The 20,094-nt window shown below is 43.2% G+C and carries 13 protein-coding genes, 3 rRNA genes and 1 riboswitch; of the genes, 4 read left to right on the forward strand and 12 right to left on the reverse strand.

Features of this window, described 5'->3' with window-relative positions:
- The first annotated feature begins 3 nt into the window (after positions 1-3).
- Together CEF16_RS09845 and CEF16_RS09850 are read left to right on the forward strand one after the other, a co-directional pair.
- Entirely contained in the window at positions 4-957 is a 954-nt protein-coding gene (locus tag CEF16_RS09845; RefSeq protein WP_091587870.1) for an ABC transporter ATP-binding protein, read from the forward strand.
- Positions 944-1,990: an ABC transporter permease gene (locus CEF16_RS09850; protein ID WP_245917823.1), complete on the forward strand. Its 1,047-nt coding sequence runs from the start codon at positions 944-946 to the stop codon at positions 1,988-1,990. The genes CEF16_RS09845 and CEF16_RS09850 overlap by 14 nt, the downstream gene beginning before the upstream one ends.
- A gap of 307 nt (positions 1,991-2,297) precedes the next feature.
- On the opposite strand, the gene CEF16_RS24385 is transcribed toward CEF16_RS09850, so the two are convergent.
- The 5 genes from CEF16_RS24385 to thiC form a co-directional block, all read right to left on the reverse strand.
- On the reverse strand, positions 2,298-2,489 hold the full coding sequence (locus CEF16_RS24385; RefSeq protein ID WP_245917824.1) for an STAS domain-containing protein: 192 nt from the start codon (positions 2,487-2,489) through the stop codon (positions 2,298-2,300).
- Between the two features lie 3 nt (positions 2,490-2,492).
- Positions 2,493-3,107, reverse strand: a complete 615-nt coding sequence (locus CEF16_RS09855) for an STAS domain-containing protein (RefSeq protein WP_245917825.1) — start codon at positions 3,105-3,107, stop codon at positions 2,493-2,495.
- Between the two features lie 204 nt (positions 3,108-3,311).
- Entirely contained in the window at positions 3,312-4,502 is a 1,191-nt protein-coding gene (locus tag CEF16_RS09860; protein ID WP_091587872.1) for a S1C family serine protease, read from the reverse strand.
- Between the two features lie 425 nt (positions 4,503-4,927).
- Positions 4,928-5,101, reverse strand: a complete 174-nt coding sequence (locus tag CEF16_RS09865; protein WP_091587873.1) for a serine protease — start codon at positions 5,099-5,101, stop codon at positions 4,928-4,930.
- A gap of 17 nt (positions 5,102-5,118) precedes the next feature.
- Positions 5,119-6,903: a phosphomethylpyrimidine synthase ThiC gene (gene thiC, locus CEF16_RS09870; protein ID WP_091587874.1), complete on the reverse strand. Its 1,785-nt coding sequence runs from the start codon at positions 6,901-6,903 to the stop codon at positions 5,119-5,121.
- A gap of 145 nt (positions 6,904-7,048) precedes the next feature.
- Positions 7,049-7,163: riboswitch (TPP riboswitch) on the reverse strand.
- 209 nt (positions 7,164-7,372) lie between these two features.
- On the opposite strand from thiC, the gene CEF16_RS09875 reads away from it, so the two are divergent.
- Complete coding sequence (locus CEF16_RS09875) at positions 7,373-7,621, forward strand: hypothetical protein (protein ID WP_102776561.1); 249 nt, start codon at positions 7,373-7,375, stop codon at positions 7,619-7,621.
- A gap of 171 nt (positions 7,622-7,792) precedes the next feature.
- Here CEF16_RS09875 and CEF16_RS09880 read toward each other — a convergent pair whose 3' ends face one another.
- On the reverse strand, positions 7,793-8,785 hold the full coding sequence (locus CEF16_RS09880; RefSeq protein ID WP_091587876.1) for a phosphotransferase: 993 nt from the start codon (positions 8,783-8,785) through the stop codon (positions 7,793-7,795).
- Positions 8,775-9,983: a stage VI sporulation protein D gene (gene spoVID, locus CEF16_RS09885; protein ID WP_091587877.1), complete on the reverse strand. Its 1,209-nt coding sequence runs from the start codon at positions 9,981-9,983 to the stop codon at positions 8,775-8,777. The genes CEF16_RS09880 and spoVID overlap by 11 nt, the downstream gene beginning before the upstream one ends.
- A gap of 256 nt (positions 9,984-10,239) precedes the next feature.
- Between spoVID and CEF16_RS09890 the strand changes: the two genes are divergently transcribed.
- Complete coding sequence (locus tag CEF16_RS09890) at positions 10,240-11,538, forward strand: MFS transporter (protein ID WP_091587879.1); 1,299 nt, start codon at positions 10,240-10,242, stop codon at positions 11,536-11,538.
- A gap of 397 nt (positions 11,539-11,935) precedes the next feature.
- Here the strand turns inward: CEF16_RS09890 and rrf are convergent.
- The 5 genes from rrf to hemB all read right to left on the reverse strand — a co-directional run bounded on the left by rrf (position 11,936) and on the right by hemB (position 20,059).
- Positions 11,936-12,052: ribosomal RNA gene (rrf, locus tag CEF16_RS09895) — 5S ribosomal RNA — on the reverse strand.
- Positions 12,053-12,183: 131 nt separating this feature from the next.
- A 23S ribosomal RNA gene (locus tag CEF16_RS09900) occupies positions 12,184-15,123 on the reverse strand.
- A 291-nt stretch (positions 15,124-15,414) separates the two neighbouring features.
- Positions 15,415-16,983: ribosomal RNA gene (locus CEF16_RS09905) — 16S ribosomal RNA — on the reverse strand.
- The 16S, 23S and 5S rRNA genes sit together here, the layout of an rRNA operon.
- Positions 16,984-17,661: 678 nt before the next feature.
- A complete protein-coding gene (hemL, locus tag CEF16_RS09910; protein ID WP_091582034.1) occupies positions 17,662-18,948 on the reverse strand; it encodes a glutamate-1-semialdehyde 2,1-aminomutase in 1,287 nt (428 codons plus the stop codon).
- A gap of 127 nt (positions 18,949-19,075) precedes the next feature.
- The gene (gene hemB, locus CEF16_RS09915) at positions 19,076-20,059 is read right to left on the reverse strand and encodes a porphobilinogen synthase (protein WP_091582031.1); all 984 of its coding nucleotides are present in this window, start codon (positions 20,057-20,059) and stop codon (positions 19,076-19,078) included.
- Between the last annotated feature and the right edge of the window lie 35 nt (positions 20,060-20,094).

Here is a 20,094-nt window from a genome sequence, read left to right on the forward strand (position 1 = left end):
GACATGTCCGAGACCATCATTACCTTAAATAATTTAACCAAGTTTTACGATGATACGCCGGCTGTCGATCGCCTGTCTTTATCCATAGAACGCGGAGAAATTTTTGGATTATTAGGGCCAAATGGTGCAGGAAAATCCACTGCCATTTTAATGATGCTCGGTTTAAGTGAGCCTGCTTCAGGATCGGTAGAAGTGTGTGGGATCAATTCAATTAGAGAACCGCTGGCAGTCAAAAGAAGAGTCGGGTATTTACCGGATGACCTCGGTTTTTACGAGACAATGACCGGGTTGGAAAATATACTATACACGGCTTCTTTAAATGGAATTCCTAAAAAAGAAACAGAAGAAGATGCTCATTCGCTGCTTAGAAAAGTTGGGCTTTCTGATGCCGCACATAAGAAGGCAGGAAAATATTCAAGAGGAATGAGACAACGATTGGGTCTGGCTGATGTACTAATTAAAAAACCTGAAATCATTATTTTGGATGAACCGACATTAGGGATTGATCCAGAAGGTGTAAGAGAGATCCTAGACTTGATCAAGCGATTAAACAAGGAAGAAAACATCACAGTACTCTTGTCTTCTCACCATTTACATCAAGTACAGGAGATTTGTGACCGGGTCGGAATTTTTGTTGAAGGAAAACTGCTTGCTAAAGGGGATATAGCGTCCCTTGCATCGCAGCTATTTTTAGAAGAATCTTTTGTTGTTTACATCAATGCTGAGCCCGTAACTAAGGAGCTTCAATCCAATTTAATGCAATTACCCGAGGTAGAAACAATTCGCGTTACGCCTGAGCACTTAGAAATTTTTTGCTCAGCAAACATATCGGATCACATTGCAAAAGCCGTGATAGAATCAGGTGCTTCATTGACCTATTTAAGCCAGAAAAACTATGGATTGGACGAAATTTATCATCGTTATTTTAAAGGAAGTGGTGTGCATGAACATCAGTAAATTCAACAGAAAAAAGTTCATCCTGCCGTCTATTGGTTTTTACAAAGAACACCGAGAAGTCACCAAATATTCCTTTATATTTTGGGCTGTTGTCCGCAAAGAATTTACTGACTATCTAACAAGCTGGCGAATTATCATTCTTCTTGCGATCATTGCTTTAACGTGTCTCGGTTCGCTCTATACTGCCGTCACGGCCATTCAGGATGCCATTTCTCAATCAGAAGAAGCACAATCGATAGCAGCCGATTCCTTTTTATTTTTAAAGTTATTTACTGTGTCTGATGGAACATTGCCCCCTTTCACTACGTTTATTACATTTCTTGGACCGCTGTTAGGAATTGCACTAGGATTTGATGCCATAAACTCTGAAAGAAATAAAGGAACGTTAAGCCGGTTAATGGCACAGCCGATTCCAAGAGACTATGTGCTGAATGCAAAATTCACTTCCGCTCTTCTGATAAATGTGGTGTTGTTTTTCATGCTCGGCCTATTAGTCATGGGACTGGGAATTCTCATCATTGGGATTCCCCCAACTTTTGAAGAGTTTATGCGCATTATACTTTTTCTCGTTATAAGTGTCGCGTACGTTGCATTTTGGCTGAATGTTGGTATTTTATTTTCTGTTCAATTCAGACAACCGGCAACATCCGCACTTGCAGGCATTGCTATCTGGATATTTTTCAGTGTGTTCTATTCCATGATTATCAGTCTTATTCAAAAGACTATGATGCCAAGTGCCGGTAGTCAGCAAGTACAAGAAGCTATTGCCCAATATGGATTTATTCAAAATTTATCAAGACTTTCTCCAAGTTACTTGTTCAATGAATCCACAACGATTTTGCTGACGCCATCCGTACGTACGCTTGGACCGTTGTCTATGGAACAGAGAACGGGAGCAATTCCTAGTCCACTTCCGCTAGACCAAAGCCTCATCCTGATATGGCCGCAATTAACCAGTTTGATTGCTATTACAGTGGTGTGTTTTGCGATCTCTTATGTCATATTTATGAAACAAGAAATCCGGTCCAAATAACTAACATAAGTAACATCTAAAATGGCTGGCCGCCGGGGTCAATAGCGAAGGCAGCAGTTTTACTTATGCTATTTACCTATTACCTTTGGTTGCTAGTTGGGGTATGACAACGGTGGAATGTTTCGCAACTTTCCACCGCTCCATTTGTTATTCTTTTGTATTACCATTTCTTTTACTATCTTTACCTTTATTTCATTTTCTATTTCCTCATTGCTAGAGTCGGCATTTATGGAAGTGTGATACATCATGTTTAACCTTCTTTTATAAAAGACTCCCAATATATTTATTTAACATTGACATTTATAAATTACTGTATGTTCTCTAAAGCTTGCTTTACATTAGCAAAAGATTCAATAGCAGATAATTCTATATTGCTGCTTACTACCGTTTGAACGAGTTCAGGGCGCATGCCTGCAGAAACTACGTGTATCCCCATCATACGAAGCATTTCACCTATTTGATGAAGTGATAGTGTAATTTGGCTATTTATTGTTAACACACCTTAAAAATCAGCTATAACATGTTTTACTTCCATATCTGCAATTCTCGGGACAACATTGTCCATTAGATGCTCGGCTCTATTCTTATCAATATAACCAATCAATGGAAGAATCACGATATCATCTTTAATAGGCACGATAGGTGCTGACAATTTGAGGGGTTCATCTTCGTTATATTTATCGGAAAGACATTTAAACGAGAAAAAGGTTTCATTTAAGCTTATATCTAACATGTTATTTATCCGTTTTAATATATAAGCATTTTCTTTCACAGACAAATCAAGTTCAACACTAATCCTTGTTAGTATTTCATTAAAAATATCTCTTGTTGGTGGATAACGAACAACAATTTCTGATATTTCTCCCTTAGATGATATTTGCATTTCTGCATTCTTTTTACTCCACTCTATAAGAGCTTTTGGTGCTCCATTTTTTTCTTCTTCCATAAGTGATTCCCCAAAAAACTTCAAAAGCTCAATATACATAGCAATGGCTTGTTCTTTCTCCCAGTTTGGAATGTCTAGCTGCATTCTGTTAAGTACCGACTCAACCACTTCCACAGCTAAAGGTTCTGCATTTTCATGTATGTATGTAGAGAAATTTAAAAATGGGGCCATCCTTACTCACACCTTCTAATTGTATTTAACTAGTTCTGCATTATGCTGAGCCTTCTTTGCAATTAATCTATTAGTTAAATTTTATATTTTTTGATTATTTTAACAAGAATACAATAAGAGGAACTGCCCAAAAGTGACAGCTCCTTGTCGTTTTCACCTCACCCCTTATACAATGGAAAGTGAATTTCCTTTTCCTATCACTCCTTAGGTTTGCGTCTCGCCTGACTCCCCAAGAGTCAACTCTGTCGTTTGCTGTTCACCATTGCGGTAGAATGTAATTTTAATAGTCTCTCCCACTTCCACTTCCTTATAAAGGATATTTCTTAAAGCATTGCCATCTGTTATATTTTCATCATTTATGGCTGTAATAACATCATATTGTTGAAGTCCGGCTTTTTCAGCTGGCGAGCCAGAGGCTACACTATTTACAAAAACCCCCTCCTCGACATCTTTCGGAAGTTTCAACGTTTTTTCCCACTGGACACTAGGAATCTGGTCTAAGGATCCAATCGTTACACCAAGCTGAGGCCGTGCTACTTGGCCAGTTTCTTCGAGATCTTCAAGTACTGGAATCACAACATTGGAAGGGGTGGCAAAACCGATGCCTTCTACGGCAGACTGTGCAATTTTCATGGAATTTATTCCGATCACTTGTCCTTTAATATTTATAAGAGCACCACCGCTGTTCCCTGGATTAATGGCTGCATCGGTTTGCAGCACGTCTGCATTCCAATCGATTTGTTCATCACCATTTAAATCTACCGGAATGCTGCGATCTACAGCACTAATAATTCCTTGTGTGACGGTTCCATCAAGATTTGAACCTAGCGGATTTCCGATCGCAATCGCCGGTTCTCCTGCAGAGAGAGTTTTTGAGTTGCCAAACTCCGCTACTGTATCAACATGTTCTGCATCTATGCTTAACACAGCTAAATCAGTCAATGGATCAGAACCGACTACTTCAGCCTCTACTCTTTCCTCATTAGCCAAACCTACTTCGATTTCATTGCTTTCTTGTACGACATGATGATTAGTTACAATATAGGCAGTATCTCCTTCTTTTTTATAAATAACGCCAGAGCCAGACCCTTGAGGTTCCATCCCACCGGACTGCTGCAAATTGAAAATTCCAACAACCGCATCCGACACCTGCTCTACAGCTGATGTAACCCCGCTTGATACTTCTACACTTTCACTCGTCATTTCTTTCACTTCCATCTCAGCCTCAGACGATTGTTCTTGGCTATTGGAACTAGCTGTCGAAAGTAAACCTTCACTATTTACAAATGGCATCGTTATTCCTACTGCTGCAGCTCCAATCACCGCTCCAATCAATCCGGTGATCCCCGCTTTTTTGTTTTGATTATTCTTTTCTGGTTTTATTTTGTCATCCATTTATTAGTGCCTCCCTTTTTATTATGATCTCTCTTCGATATGTTTCATTTTATTGATGAAATGTGTCAGCTATATATCTAAAGTCATGAAAAAGAAAAAGGACGCTGTTCCCTTATTACAGGAAAGCGTCCTTTTTTGTATTTATACATGTATCACTGATTTATATTTCTAACTTCTAGAAATTTTCTTAACTGCAGTTGATGGAAGTACCTCTTTTCAAAAATAAGCATAAACATTTACATCAATGTATTCATCCTTCATTGCAGGCTTCATTAATGGTGAAGGGCGTTTTCCATGATATTGCGACTTCGCCACGGGGTATCATTCTTATAGTTATCATATTCATGTGTATGTTCCTGTGATTTTAAAAAGAGATCATCCAATAATTCAACATGTCTTAGTAATTTATAATAAAAATTGTTGTTTTAGTAATATAAAACTTCTATTTTATGACACTTTATACATTTCTCATAATACGAATTGCCTTCAAAATGGTGATGACAGTTTTGCTGGATTTCTTTTAAGCGGTTTTCCAAAAAAGCAAGATAGGCTTTAGACTGTTTCATTTCCTCTTCAATTTCTTGGACCTTTGACAACATGCCCACCTCCTAAAACGTTACTGATAAATAGTGCCCCCAGACTTCTTAAATTCTTCCGCTTTTTCTTTCATCCCTTTTTCAATATCTTCCTTCGTAAAAAGCTCATTTTCCTCAGCATAATTACGAATATCTTGAGAAATTCTCATACTGCAGAATTTTGGTCCGCACATCGAACAGAAGTGGGCTGTTTTAGCACCTTCTGCTGGTAACGTTTCATCATGATATTCTAAAGCCCGTTCCGGATCTAAAGATAAATTAAACTGATCTCTCCACCGGAATTCAAAGCGCGCTTTTGATAGAGCATCATCTCTTTTATGAGCGCCTGGATGGCCTTTTGCTAAATCAGCAGCATGGGCAGCTATTTTATAGGTAATAACCCCTTCCCGAACGTCATCTCTATTTGGGAGGCCTAAATGTTCTTTTGGTGTAACGTAGCAGAGCATCGCTGTCCCGTACCAGCCAATCATGGCAGCTCCAATCGCAGAAGTAATGTGATCATAACCAGGTGCTATGTCTGTTGTCAGCGGTCCAAGTGTATAAAACGGGGCTTCTTCACATGTTTCCAGCTGTTTGTCCATGTTTTCTTTAATGAGGTGCATCGGTACGTGCCCTGGGCCTTCCACCATTACCTGTACATCATGCTCCCACGCTATTTTTGTCAGCTCACCTAATGTATCCAGCTCCGCAAATTGTGCTTCATCATTTGCATCGGCAATTGACCCCGGGCGCAAGCCATCTCCTAAAGAAAAAGCAATGTCATACGTTTTCATTATTTCACAGATTTCCTCAAAGTGAGTATATAGAAAGCTTTCTTTATGGTGATATAAACACCACTGCGCCATAATCGAGCCGCCCCGGGAGACAATTCCTGTCAGGCGTTTTGCTGTTAATGGTACATAACGCAGAAGGACACCTGCATGAATGGTGAAATAATCCACGCCTTGTTCTGCTTGTTCAATCAATGTGTCACGATAAACCTCCCAAGTGAGATCTTCGGCAACTCCATTTACTTTTTCTAATGCTTGATAAATAGGAACGGTGCCAACAGGAACAGCGGAGTTTCGAATAATCCACTCCCGCGTTTTATGAATATTTTTACCTGTTGATAAATCCATAATATTATCAGCACCCCAGCGTGTTGCCCATGTCATTTTCTCCACCTCTTCTTCAATCGAAGAGGAAACAGCAGAATTTCCAATATTCGCATTAATCTTAACATGGAAATTCCGGCCTATAATCATTGGTTCTGTCTCTGGGTGATTTATATTGGCAGGTATAATCGCACGGCCCTTTGCTACTTCATCGCGTACAAAGGCAGGATCCATATTTTCTCTTATAGCGATAAATTCCATTTCAGGCGTAATGATTCCTTGTTTTGCATAATGGAGCTGTGTTACATTACCTCCTTGTTTTGCACGTATCGGTTTTCGTTTTAAATTAGGAAACACTTGATGATTAGTACGGGGATCATTTTCATCATTATATCCATTATCTTCAGGCTTCATGTTTCTACCTTCATATTCTTCCACATCCGCTCGTTCATGAATCCATTTACTGCGGATGGCAGGAAGACCTTTTGAAATATCAACCGAATATTCAGCGTCCGTATAAGGCCCGCTCGTATCATAGACACGTAGTGGCGGATTATCTTCTTCTCCGAAGCTGCCGGTTGTAGGACTTAGTTCAATTTCACGCATAGGAACCTGAATATCGGATCTTGATCCTTCGACATAAATTTTTTTGCTGCCTGAGAAGCTAGACATGATAGAAATGTTTTTTTCATTTAATGAGGATGTGGACATAAAAAAATCTCTCCTTTTCAATCTGATAATCATTGATAAAGGACGAGACCTAGAACATAGCCTGGCGCTGAAAAAGTGAAGTACATAAAAAAGCCGGATCCATAAAAAGATGGACCCGGCTTTGTATGTAGAAGTAAATTCATCAGTGATGATTTTCTAACTTCCCTACGCTGGTATGATCCAGATCAGGTCCAAAGGGTCAAGAAACTTTCACGCGTTTCTTTCTCAGCCCAGCTTATTGGACTCCCCTAGTTAATTGATTTATTCTATTTGATTTCAGTATAAATAAATATACGGGATAAGTAAACACTTATCTTGAAAAATAAAACTTTTTTACTTTTGGACTTCATTATATATAGGTATCTAATACCGATTAGGCTTGATATAACCTTTCATAAAAATATGGCGGACACTCTTTCTAGATCCTTGCATAAGCTAAAATAAATACTTTAGGGGAGAAGGTGGAAAAATGGGGTATTATCCTCCTCCTTACCACGGACCGCCGCGTCCTCCATATTATCATCCCCCGAAAAAGCATAAGAAAAAACACCGAAAGCAGCCGTTCTGGTGGAAAAAATGGAAGCTTGCTTGTTCGCAGATTCTCATTCCTTTAATATGTTTTCAATTATTTCGAACGTTGATTTTTCCGACCAGTTTTGATGTTGTGTTATTAATTATCCTTGTCAGTTTAACTGTTTATTGCTGTTTTACTTGTTAGCAGGACTACAAATCAATCTTTCGAAAAACTTAATTTACTACGCTTAAACGAAAGCTTCATATTTCGCATAAAAGCATAACGTTTAGACCCGTCCTTTAGCAAAGTTAAACTTTCCTAAAGTGTAAACAAAAAAGCTCCACTTTGGTCCGTTTTGCCTAGTGGAGCTCCTTTTTATTCTTCTTTATCTTCGGATAAATCAGGCCAAGTATCGAGATCTTGTTTTATTTTTTCTAACATCCAAATTCGTTCTTCTAATTGGAAAGTTAAGGTATGTTCATCTGCGAGAGTACGGTGGCTTGCTCTTAATAAAAATGGGTACATGCTCGTTTCATCTAGCAGCTGACTTTTTAGAAGCGCCTCATCCCCAGCTTTGAATGGGAAATGGTGATCGTACGTTTTTATCCACGGATAAGCCTGAATAGGTTCCCACATTCTTTCTTTCATACAGGAGCGGTAAAGCCATGCGATGTCATGTAAAGGATGCCCATCTGCTGTGTGTTCGAGATTAATAAACCTGTAATTTCTTTTTTCATCTATGACGAGATGATCAGGCGAGGGTCTGCCATGACAACGTACCATTCGAAGCCTCTCATTTTCTGCAGCTGTCCTTTCCCATTTATCGTACCAGTACAAGGAATCTTTATGCAGATTATATAAAAACGGAAAATGTATAAGAAACGCTAGTTCAAATGGAGAATAATAGCGCTTTTTTTCTATACTATCCGCCATAGCTTCTAGTTTAAGCAGCTTTTGGTCCCGTTCTTTTTTAAAAAGTTCTCCTTGTTCTTTCCAAACATTTTCTGGAATGGTTTCTTTGTATTCAGTGGAACGATGAAAAATCGCCAAAGCCTTAAAAAATTCTGTTTCATGCTGCAGTCCTCGGCATTCTGACCCCCATGGCGTCAAGTAATACATCATTTCATTTTCATTGCTGCACCATTCACCATAGTTGGTTCGAAGTACTGGCACCACTGTTTTCATTTGTTGTTTTTCAAAGAAACGGAGCGTCTGTAGAAAACGCTCCGCCTGTTGATTGTTTAATTGGGTTTCTTTCAACGCAAATGTGCCTTCTTCCGCTTCTACTTTTGCTATTTTATCAAATGTTTGCACACGAATTGGATGGATAGGATAACGTTGAAGAATATATTCGATATTACCCTTCATTTTTATTACTTCCTGCAGCGGATGCCGGAATATATAAAATTTGCCCTTCTTCTAAATGCTCATTGTCCAGGCGATTGTAACGGACAAGATGGCTGATTGTAATATCATAGCGTTCAGCAATGGTATCTAGTGATTCGTTTTCTTGTATGATGCACATTTTCACTCGTGAAAATTCTTCTTCTCCTTTCGTCATGACTTTTGTTAAATACAAGGCATTGTCATCGCGGTCCGACATCGATGGACTTGTTGATTCTTCCTCGCTGCTGTCTTCCTGTTCTGTTTGTACTGTATCCACTTCTTCTATATCCTCAGCGCTTGGCTCTATTGTTTGAACGTTCTCTGATTCCGTTTCATCACGACTGTGAAAAGAGGTAACAATAGGGGAGCTGCTTTCCTGTTGTTCTTTTGCTTCCACAGATTGGTTATCTATTTGATCCTCTTCTTGTTCATTATCTTCTTGTTCATTATCTGATATTTCGTTGTTCCTATCCTCTATAATTTCTTCTTCTGTTTCTGTTGAAAATTCTTCGTTCTCTTTTTCTTCATCTGATTTTAAACCTTCTCCCTCGTTAAACGCCTCTTCTTCTGTTTCTTCTGTCACATTTTCATGAGACGTTTGAAAATAAGAAGAAAAAGTGCGGTCATATGGACGTGGAAAATCTGGTGGTGCAGCTTCTTCTGGCTGATATTTTGCCTCTATATCCCACCGAGGCATAGGCTCTGGCGCGGTGAGCGGTTCACTTTGTTCTTCTTCACGTGCTGTTTCTTCATTTTTCATACCCGTAATACTTACATCAGCTGTTAGTTGAATACAATCAGGTTCTGGTAAATCATAATCAAATCCATCTATTTGCACATAAATATCATCAAGGTTATGAATCCGATTTAATGGTATGGTTACATCCACCGGAAAAAAGTGTTTAATTTCACCAATACCATCATCTCTTTGGTCATCTTCTTCTACATATTGAGGAGAAGGATTATCATCTGTTGGTTCCTCATTTCTCTCTTCTTCAAGTGGACGATATTCCCCTTTTAAATGAAGTCCCCCTTTAATTGCAACATAATCCATTTTTTCTTCAATCCGAATATCCGGTTCAAGTCCCAGCGACAGCAATTCCTTCATTTTCTGTCCTTTATCGAGCCACACTGATTCTTCTAAATTAAAAGTAAGTGCTGATGAACGTTCAGCTCCCATGAATGGCCCTCCTTTATATATGTTTTAAGTACTTCCTAGATTGCATATCTTCAGATGATAGTTCGTGAACAAAGAATCGCTCAACGGACAATGGAACACTTTATTCATTGTTGTCCTTTTCTGTGCTAATACTATTTCAATGTATGCATCACCAGCCGCATCTATGATGCGAAAATTATTTTACTAATCGTTGCCAGTTTTTCATCGTATTGATAAGATATATGAGTGCCTCAATAATGGATAAGGAGGGAACTCTATGGCTAGCAAGAACAACTCATCCTCGTCTTCAGCAGGAAAACAAACCCTCCCGGTGAATCCTCCATTTTTTTATGGATGGATTATTGTACTTATTGGCGGCTTAGGAGCGTTTTTCTCCGGTCCGGGGCAGACCTTTACATTTTCTGTTTTCATAGATGCCTATATTAAAGATTTTTCGGCCTCAAGAACTGTCATATCAAGCATATATTCAGCAGCAACATTATGTGCTGGCTTTACCTTATTTTTAATTGGAAGATTAATTGATAAAAAAGGGCAGCGTTTTATAGCTGCCGCTGTTGGAACCATGCTGGGGATAGCTTGCTTTTGGAATAGTATGCTGCTTGGTCCGATTATGATGTTTATTGGGTTTTATATGCTTCGTCTATTCGGGCAAGGTTCCATGACATTAGTACCGAATACTCTCGTGCCTCAATGGTTTGATAAACAACGCGGACGGGCGCTCAGCTTTATGACGCTTGGCATCCTTATTAGTGCTGCTGCTCTTCCTCCTGTTAATTTGTATTTAATTGAAACATGGGGCTGGCGCTTTGCATGGCAATTTTGGGGAGTACTATTACTGATTCTATTTGTGCCGCTCGCTATTATTTTCATACGTAATAAACCAGAGGATGTAGGACTGCTTCCAGATAATGCTGGTAAAGGGGTGGAGCAAGCAGAAGCAGCCGCGGCTTCTGCCAAAAAAAGAAAAGCCTCTTCATGGTCAATAAAAGAGGCCGTTCGATCTAGACAGTTTTGGTTTGCTCTGCTTTGCGCAGCCGTTCCAGCATTAATCAACACGGGAATTATGATACATCTGTTTTCTATTCTTGGAGAAAAAGGAATAGACCGGACGGTTATCGCCTTTTTATTAAGTCTTATGCCGATAGCAGGATTTATTTTCACACTTGCAGCAGGGTTCATTGTGGAAAAACTGCCTGTGCATCACTTATATGCCGTTAGCTTTCTGTTAAACGCAGGCACCCTTGTTCTTTTAATTTATGCTCAACAGATTTGGTTGATTGTTATTTACATTATTCTTTGGGGTATTTTCGACGGCACGACAAAAATATGCAACAATATTATTTGGCCGAATTATTTCGGATTGGAAAATTTAGGGAAGCTCAAAAGTATGGCCACTACCACCGTTGTTATTGGATCAGCACTTGGACCGCTGCCGTTTGGAATGGCATTTGATCACTTTGGAAGATACAATGAAATCTTGTGGATTATGATGATTCTCCCTCTTGCAGCTAGTGTGCTGGCCCTATTGTCACCGCCGCCGGTTAAAAAGGAATAAAAACAAAAAGCCTGAATGGAACTGTCCCAACCTCATGGGGCAGTTTTTTGTGTAAAAAAGGAAAGAATTATCGTTTAACGTGACAAGAAAAGGATTCACACATCTAAACATTAATAACGGGGAGACCGGTTCTGGCTGTCCTGTTTTTCCTCGTTTTAAAAAGATGATATCCGTGATTGCAGGCAAGTAACAGCTTGATGAGGTTAGACTAACGTTTACAGGACTCCAATTCCAAAATGTACTTCCTCATTCACCGCAATGTAAATCTCCACTGTCTATGTTCATTCAATTGTGAAACCAGTTATGAAGAAGCCATTAGAAATCCTATATTTCAGTTTTGGTTTAAGCAGCAAACGCAAAAAAACTGCCAGAATTCTATTCTGACAGCTTCATTATGGCCTGGCAGCGTCCTACTTTCACAAAGGGTTGCCCCTTCATTATCATCGGCGCTGAAGAGCTTAACTTCCGTGTTCGGCATGGGAACGGGTGGAACCTCTTCGCTATCGTCACCAGACTTTGGATGGAATCGTTTGATCATCGTCTTAGGAGACAACATCTCAACGATCCTTTTCTTGATAGGGAATTGCTCCCTCAAAACTGCATAACGAAATACATGAGCCGCTCTACGAGGCGCTTACCTTTGTTTTGGATAAGCCCTCGACCGATTAGTATCTGTCAGCTCCACGTGTCACCACGCTTCCACCTCAGACCTATCAACCTTGTCATCTGCAAGGGGTCTTACTAGCTTGGCGCTATGGGAAATCTCATCTTGAGGGGGGCTTCATGCTTAGATGCTTTCAGCACTTATCCCGTCCACACGTAGCTACCCAGCCATGCTCCTGGCGGAACAACTGGTACACCAGCGGTGTGTCCATCCCGGTCCTCTCGTACTAAGGACAGCTCCTCTCAAATTTCCTGCGCCCGCGACGGATAGGGACCGAACTGTCTCACGACGTTCTGAACCCAGCTCGCGTGCCGCTTTAATGGGCGAACAGCCCAACCCTTGGGACCTACTTCAGCCCCAGGATGCGACGAGCCGACATCGAGGTGCCAAACCTCCCCGTCGATGTGGACTCTTGGGGGAGATAAGCCTGTTATCCCCAGGGTAGCTTTTATCCGTTGAGCGACGGCCCTTCCATACGGTACCGCCGGATCACTAAGCCCGACTTTCGTCCCTGCTCGACTTGTAGGTCTCGCAGTCAAGCTCCCTTTTGCCTTTGCACTCTGCGAATGATTTCCAACCATTCTGAGGGAACCTTTGGGCGCCTCCGTTACTGTTTGGGAGGCGACCGCCCCAGTCAAACTGCCTACCTGACACTGTCCCTGGACCGGGTTACGGTCCGAGGTTAGAATTTCCGTACAGCGAGGGTAGTATCCCACCGACGCCTTCACCGAACCTGGCGGTCCGGTTTCCAAGGCTCCTACCTATCCTGTACAAGCTGTACCAAAATCCAATATCAAGCTGCAGTAAAGCTCCATGGGGTCTTTCCGTCCTGTCGCGGGTAACCTGCATCTTCACAGGTATTATAATTTCACCGGGTCTCTCGTTGAGACAGTGCCCAAGTCGTTGCACCTTTCGTGCGGGTCGGAACTTACCCGACAAGGAATTTCGCTACCTTAGGACCGTTATAGTTACGGCCGCCGTTTACTGGGGCTTCAATTCGGAGCTTCTCCCAAAAGGGATAACCCCTCCTCTTAACCTTCCAGCACCGGGCAGGTGTCAGCCCCTATACTTCGCCTTGCGGCTTCGCAGAGACCTGTGTTTTTGATAAACAGTCGCTTGGGCCTATTCACTGCGGCTCTCCAAGGCTATTCACCCTAGAGAGCACCCCTTCTCCCGAAGTTACGGGGTCATTTTGCCGAGTTCCTTAACGAGAGTTCTCCCGAGCGTCTTAGAATTCTCATCCCACCTACCTGTGTCGGTTTGCGGTACGGGCACCTCTTCCCTTGCTAGAGGCTTTTCTTGGCAGTGTAGGATCAGGAACTTCGGTACTATTATTTCCCTCGCCATCACCGCTTCGCCTAATGATGAACGGATTTGCCTGTTCATCGGCCTTACGGTTTGGACGCGCTATTCCAGCAGCGCGCTTACCCTACCTTCCTGCGTCCCCCCGTCACTCAAACGGGAAGGAGGTGGTACAGGAATTTCAACCTGTTTTCCATCGCCTACGCCTTTCGGCCTCGGCTTAGGGCCCGACTAACCCTGAGCGGACGAACCTTCCTCAGGAAACCTTGGGTTTTCGACGGAAGGGATTCTCACCCTTCTTTTCGTTACTCATACCGGCATTCTCACTTCAAAGCGCTCCACCGGTCCTCACGATCCGGCTTCTCCGCCCTTTGAACGCTCCCCTACCACGCACACCCGATGGTGTGCATCCACAGCTTCGGTGATACGTTTAGCCCCGGTACATTTTCGGCGCAGAGTCACTCGACTAGTGAGCTATTACGCACTCTTTCAATGATGGCTGCTTCTAAGCCAACATCCTAGTTGTCTAAGCAACTCCACATCCTTTTCCACTTAACGTATACTTAGGGACCTTAGCTGGTGGTCTGGGCTGTTTCCCTCTCGACTACGGATCTTAGCACTCGCAGTCTGACTCCCGGATAACAAGTCGCTGGCATTCGGAGTTTGACTGAATTCGGTAATCCTGTAGGGACCCCTAGTCCAATCAGTGCTCTACCTCCAGGACTCTTTTATCCGAGGCTAGCCCTAAAGCTATTTCGGGGAGAACCAGCTATCTCCGAGTTCGATTGGCATTTCACCACTACCCACACCTCATCCCCGCAATTTTCAACTTGCGTGGGTTCGGGCCTCCAGCAGGTGTTACCCTGCCTTCACCCTGGACATGGGTAGATCACACGGTTTCGGGTCTGCGACCGCATACTGTACGCCCTGTTCAGACTCGCTTTCGCTTCGGCTCCGCGTCTTCCGCTTAACCTTGCATACGATCGCAACTCGCCGGTTCATTATACAAAAGGCACGCCGTCACCCATAAACGGGCTTCGACTACTTGTAGGCACACGGTTTCAGGATCTCTTTCACTCCCCTTCCGGGGTGCTTTTCACCTTTCCCTCACGGTACTGGTTCGCTATCGGTCACTAGGGAGTATTTAGCCTTGGGAGATGGTCCTCCCGGATTCCGGCGGGGTTTCCCGTGCCCCGCCGTACTCAGGATCCACTCCGGAGGAAACAGCGTTTCGACTACCGGGCTCTTACCGTGTCTCGCGGGCCGTTCCAGGCCGCTTCGCCTACGCTGTTTCTTGGTAACTCCGATGGAGTGTCCTACAACCCCAGGGTGCAAGCACCCTGGTTTGGGCTGATTCCGTTTCGCTCGCCGCTACTCAGGAAATCGCATTTGCTTTCTCTTCCTCCGGGTACTAAGATGTTTCAGTTCCCCGGGTCTGCCTTCTCACACCCTATAGATTCAGGTGCGGATACCATCCCATTATGGATGGTGGGTTTCCCCATTCGGATATCCCCGGATCAAAGCTTACTTACAGCTCCACGGGGCGTTTCGCCGTTCGTCGCGTCCTTCTTCGGCTCCTAGTGCCAAGGCATTCACCGTGCGCCCTTTCTAGCTTAACCTTACAAAGGTAGTTGTATCATTCTAAAACACGCCTCGAAAGTCTCACAATCATGGTCATGTACTGACCACCTTGATGAAACTCCGGTGTATTCTTTGGCTCTTGCATTCGTTATCCAGTTTTCAAGGAACAACGGACAGGATGTCCTGCCTTCGGCGTTGTCACAGGACGTGACGTACTTAGCCGAAGATCATTCATTGAGAGTTCTCCTCTCAAAATTGAATGAAAGTCACAGCGTCCGCTCCCTGGATCATGAGATCCAGCGGAGCTCGACTCGGAAAATACTCCGTAGAAAGGAGGTGATCCATCCCCACCTTCCGGTAGGGATACCTTGTTACGACTTCACCCCAATCACCTGCCCCACCTTCGGCGGCTGGCTCCCATAGGGTTACCTCACCGACTTCGGGTGTTGCAAGCTCTCGTGGTGTGACGGGCGGTGTGTACAAGGCCCGGGAACGTATTCACCGCGGCATGCTGATCCGCGATTACTAGCGATTCCGGCTTCATGCAGGCGAGTTGCAGCCTGCAATCCGAACTGAGAATGGCTTTTTGAGATTCGCTTCACCTCGCGGCTTCGCGTCCCTCTGTACCATCCATTGTAGCACGTGTGTAGCCCAGGTCATAAGGGGCATGATGATTTGACGTCATCCCCACCTTCCTCCGGTTTGTCACCGGCAGTCACCCTAGAGTGCCCAACTGAATGCTGGCAACTAAGGTTAAGGGTTGCGCTCGTTGCGGGACTTAACCCAACATCTCACGACACGAGCTGACGACAACCATGCACCACCTGTCATTCTGTCCCCCGAAGGGGAACCTTCCATCTCTGGAAGTGGCAGAAGATGTCAAGACCTGGTAAGGTTCTTCGCGTTGCGTCGAATTAAACCACATGCTCCACCGCTTGTGCGGGCCCCCGTCAATTCCTTTGAGTTTCAACCTTGCGGTCGTACTCCCCAGGCGGAGTGCTTAATGCGTTTGCTGCGGCACTAAGGGCGTCGAAACCCCTAACACCTAGCACTCAACGTTTACGGCGTGGACTACCAGGGTATCTAATCCTGTTCGCTCCCCACGCTTTCGCGCCTCAGCGTCAGTTACAGGCCAGAGAGCCGCCTTCGCCACTGGTGTTCCTCCACATCTCTACGCATTTCACCGCTACACGTGGAATTCCGCTCTCCTCTCCTGTACTCAAGTTCCCCAGTTTCCAATGACCCTCCACGGTTGAGCCGTGGGCTTTCACATCAGACTTAGGAAACCGCCTGCGCGCCCTTTACGCCCAATAATTCCGGACAACGCTTGCCCCCTACGTATTACCGCGGCTGCTGGCACGTAGTTAGCCGGGGCTTTCTGATCGGGTACCGTCAAGGTACCGGCCTATTCGACCGGTACTTGTTCTTCCCAGATAACAGAGCTTTACGATCCGAAAACCTTCTTCACTCACGCGGCGTTGCACCGTCAGGCTTTCGCCCATTGCGGATGATTCCCTACTGCTGCCTCCCGTAGGAGTCTGGGCCGTGTCTCAGTCCCAGTGTGGCCGATCACCCTCTCAGGTCGGCTACGCATCGTTGCCTTGGTAAGCTCTTACCTCACCAACTAGCTAATGCGCCGCGGGCCCATCTTGCAGTGTAAGGAACAAGTCCCTACTTTTACAATCAAATCATGCGATTTGGCTGATCATCCGGTATTAGCCCCGGTTTCCCGGGGTTATCCCAGTCTGCAAGGCAGGTTGCCCACGTGTTACTCACCCGTCCGCCGCTCGTTCCACATGCGTCACCCCGAAGGGATCTGCCTGCTTCCCGCGCTCGACTTGCATGTATTAGGCACGCCGCCAGCGTTCGTCCTGAGCCAGGATCAAACTCTCCAATAAATTGGTTCGTCTGATACAAGCTGTATCTTACATAACAATTAAAGAAATTAACAGACGCTTGACTTTCATTCAATTTCCAAAGGACAACTTCGCCGCCTCGTTTAAAGCGACAATAATAATCATACCAAGCAGATTAAATAAAGTCAATAGATTTTTTAATCTTTTTTTAAAAGAAAAATTGATGCTTCCTTAACCGAAAAGAAGAAATCGTTTCTCTGTTTAAGGTGTATTATTCATTCTATACATTTCTATTAGTCTATGCAACCCCTAAAAGCGAAGAAATATTTCATATTCAATAATCGGTTAGTTATGTCATAAGTACGCCCCAATACTTTTCATTAGTCTTTGAGCCCTTAAATCAGACGGCCAAAACCTTTTCTGAATTCCTCCTCCACTGTGATCGCAGCTCCACACGCTTCGCAATGATTTTAAACGATTGCTTCAAGAGGCAGAAATGGAGTCTAGTATGGAGCACATTGACAACAGACCGATAGAATCCTTTTAAAGTACTATTAATTGCGAGACCCATTATTTACGTAAGTGCAAAACATTTAATGAGGCTAAAACAGACTATCGATGATTATATACACTTCAAAATGGCAAATAGCAACAAAAACAATTAAACGGCCTTACCCCTATGGAATACAGGGACAAAGCCATTTAGACTAACGTTCAAATTTATTTTATTTTCGAAAAAGCATTTTCTGCTGCTTCTACTGTCTTTGAAATGTCCTCTTCTGTATGAGCAGTAGAAAGGAACATACCTTCAAATTGAGAAGGCGGCAATGAAATTCCTTGCTGCATCATTTCTCTAAAGTATTTTCCAAATAAATCGAGATCCGAGGATTTAGCTGTATCAAAATCTACTACTTTTTCATTTGTAAAGAAAAAACCAATCATAGAACCTGCTCTGTTTATATGATAAGGGATGTCATGTTTAGAAGCCGCTTCACCTAGCCCGTCTGCGAGCTGTTTTCCTAAATTATCAAAAGTGTCGTAGTGTTCTGGAGTCATTTGATTTAGTGTTTCAAATCCAGCTGTCATAGCGAGTGGATTTCCTGATAAAGTACCCGCTTGATAAATCGGACCGCTCGGAGCAATTTGTTCCATGATTTCTCTTCTGCCGCCGTAAGCGCCGACTGGAAGCCCTCCGCCGATTACTTTTCCAAGACACGTTAAATCAGGGATTACTCCGAATACTCCTTGAGCACAATTATACCCCGTACGAAAACCAGTCATCACTTCATCAAAAATAAGCAGACTGCCGTTTTGTTCTGTTATTTGACGAACGTTTTGGAGAAAACCTTCTTCCGGTGTTACCACACCCATATTACCTGCAACAGGTTCCATAATAACAGCTGCAATTTCTTCTCCGTACTTCTCAAAAGCAAGTTTCAAACTATCAAGGTCATTATACGGCACCGTTAATGTATTTTGCGCAATCGATCCTGGCACACCCGGGCTGTCCGGGAGTCCCAATGTTGCTACACCTGAGCCTGCTTTAATAAGTAAAGAATCACCGTGACCATGGTAGCAGCCTTCCATTTTTATAATTTTGTCCCTTCCGGTAAATCCACGTGCTAAACGGAGCGCACTCATGGTTGCCTCGGTTCCGGAGTTTACCATACGAATCACTTCTACAGACGGAACACGATCAATGACAAGCTCAGCCAATTTCGTTTCCATCTCATGGGAAGTGCCAAAACTGGTTCCTTTTTCAGTTACTTTTTTTAATTGTTCCACAACATGATCATCCGCATGTCCACGAATAAGGGGACCCCAGGAAAGAACATAATCAATATATTCATTTTCATCTAAATCTTTTATTTTAGATCCTTTACCTTCCGTCATGTAGACAGGGGCGTGATCTACAGATTTATACGCTCTTACCGGACTGTTTACACCGCCAGGCATTAATGGCTCAGCTTTATTATAAGCAGCCTGGGATTTTTCGAACGATCTCATCAAAAGCACTCCTTTTTAAAACAAACATTAATCACTTTATGTCCATTTATAGAATATCAAATGTGCAGCGTGTTTGTCCTGTAGTTAATCTAAACTCTCCTTCAGAAAACTGAGGAGTTATTATCTATTAATGGTCTTCGACTATCCATTTGGCAGCATCTAAGGCAAAGTAAGTGACGATTAAGTCTGCGCCAGCTCGCTTCATACTAGTTAGTTTTTCCATAACTACTTCCTTCTCATCAATCCAGCCATTTTGAGCTGCAGCTTTTATCATGGCATATTCACCAGAAACGTTGTAAGCAACAACGGGAAGACCAGTTTCATTTTTCACTTCTCGAACGATATCAAGGTAGGACAAAGCTGGTTTTACGATTAAAAAGTCTGCTCCTTCGCTTACGTCCGATTTTGCTTCTCTCAGTGCTTCTAAACGGTTCGGAGGGTCCATTTGATAGGTTTTTCGGTCGCCGAAAGAAGGAGAACTGTGCGCTGCGTCCCGGAATGGACCATAAAAGGCGGACGCATATTTTACCGCATAGGACATAACAGGAATGTCGCTGAACCCTGCCTCATCTAGTCCTTTCCGAATAGCAGCGGTAAATCCATCCATCATATTAGAAGGAGCAATAACATCTGCTCCAGCTTTTGCTTGTGATACAGCTGTTTTCGTTAATAGTTCAAGCGATGAATCATTTAATATAATACCATTGTCAATAACGCCGCAATGTCCATGGTCGGTATACTGACAAAGACACGTATCGGCAATCACCGTGAGGCTGGGATTTTCTTCTTTAATCTGCCGAATCGCTCTTTGAACGATACCGTTCTCTGTGTAAGCTTCTGTACCGCAATCATCTTTATGAGCAGGTACACCGAAAACAATAACGGAAAGAATACCGCGGGCTTCCAACTTATCCATTTCTTCTTTTAAATAATCTAAAGAGACTTGGTGGACCCCCGGCATGGACGGTACTTCATTTTTTACATTTTCTCCTTCTACCACAAAAATCGGATAAATCAAATCTTCTTTACGGAGAACGCTTTCTCTTACCATCGCACGAAGACCAGAAGACCGGCGCAGCCGTCGGTGTCTGTTAAACTCGATTTCGTTCATATTTGTTTCCTCCTCATTGTAAAGCAGCTTCTATG

The organism is Alteribacillus bidgolensis, from assembly GCF_002886255.1.
Classification (GTDB): domain Bacteria; phylum Bacillota; class Bacilli; order Bacillales; family Marinococcaceae; genus Alteribacillus; species Alteribacillus bidgolensis.

Coding starts and splice junctions, on each gene's coding strand:
- CEF16_RS09860 (WP_091587872.1), bottom strand. CDS start 4,502: ATGGATGACAAAATAAAACCAGAAAAGAATAATCAAAACAAAAAAGCG.
- CEF16_RS09845 (WP_091587870.1), top strand. CDS start 4: ATGTCCGAGACCATCATTACCTTAAATAATTTAACCAAGTTTTACGAT.
- thiC (WP_091587874.1), bottom strand. CDS start 6,903: ATGTCCACATCCTCATTAAATGAAAAAAACATTTCTATCATGTCTAGC.
- CEF16_RS09890 (WP_091587879.1), top strand. CDS start 10,240: ATGGCTAGCAAGAACAACTCATCCTCGTCTTCAGCAGGAAAACAAACC.
- hemB (WP_091582031.1), bottom strand. CDS start 20,059: ATGAACGAAATCGAGTTTAACAGACACCGACGGCTGCGCCGGTCTTCT.
- CEF16_RS09855 (WP_245917825.1), bottom strand. CDS start 3,107: ATGGCCCCATTTTTAAATTTCTCTACATACATACATGAAAATGCAGAA.
- CEF16_RS09875 (WP_102776561.1), top strand. CDS start 7,373: ATGGGGTATTATCCTCCTCCTTACCACGGACCGCCGCGTCCTCCATAT.
- CEF16_RS09850 (WP_245917823.1), top strand. CDS start 944: ATGAACATCAGTAAATTCAACAGAAAAAAGTTCATCCTGCCGTCTATT.
- hemL (WP_091582034.1), bottom strand. CDS start 18,948: ATGAGATCGTTCGAAAAATCCCAGGCTGCTTATAATAAAGCTGAGCCA.
- CEF16_RS09880 (WP_091587876.1), bottom strand. CDS start 8,785: ATGAAGGGTAATATCGAATATATTCTTCAACGTTATCCTATCCATCCA.
- CEF16_RS09865 (WP_091587873.1), bottom strand. CDS start 5,101: ATGTTGTCAAAGGTCCAAGAAATTGAAGAGGAAATGAAACAGTCTAAA.
- spoVID (WP_091587877.1), bottom strand. CDS start 9,983: ATGGGAGCTGAACGTTCATCAGCACTTACTTTTAATTTAGAAGAATCA.